The sequence below is a fragment of the Ruegeria sp. AB8 genome, assembly GCF_056542605.1.
The window spans coordinates 1-504 of the sequence record NZ_JBQGAB010000140.1 but is presented as its reverse complement, the minus strand read 5'-3'; the positions used below and the strand labels follow the sequence as shown (position 1 = coordinate 504).

General features: G+C 57.9%; 1 protein-coding gene. It reads right to left on the bottom strand.

Features of this window, described 5'->3' with window-relative positions; genetic code table 11:
- Window positions 1–504 (bottom strand): chloride channel protein (locus ACR0CG_RS24205; protein WP_480528076.1); only part of this gene is annotated, 504 nt, incomplete at both ends.

Here is a 504-nt window from a genome sequence, read left to right as displayed (position 1 = left end):
ATGGGGGCGTTGAAACTGGCCGAAACAGCAGCGGCCACAGCACAACCCAATAGGTCGCGCCCGGTGATGCCGTCGGCGTGGATACGGTCGCTGACCCAAGTCGAGATGACCCCGGCCATATGCACAACAGGTCCTTCCCGCCCCGTGGATCCGCCTGAGCTGAGCGTGATCAGCGAAGCGAAAAAAGATGCGATACCGGCCTTCTTTTCGACCCGTCCATCAATGATGGCCGCACCCTCGATCACATCAGCTACCGAACGCACACGGCCATCATCGGTGTACCTGTTCAGGATGATCCCGACGACCAACCCGCCGACCACAGGTGTAAGGAAAATCCAGAGCCAATGCAGCTTCTCAGCATGGCTGTGCAGGAACAGGATATCTTCGGTGTTGTAGAGATAAGCCTGCAACGACGAGATCGCCATCCGGAATCCCAGCGCCATGAAGCCTGCAGCGATCCCGATGACCAGAGCAATAAACCAGAACTGAATCTGGCTGGGGCCA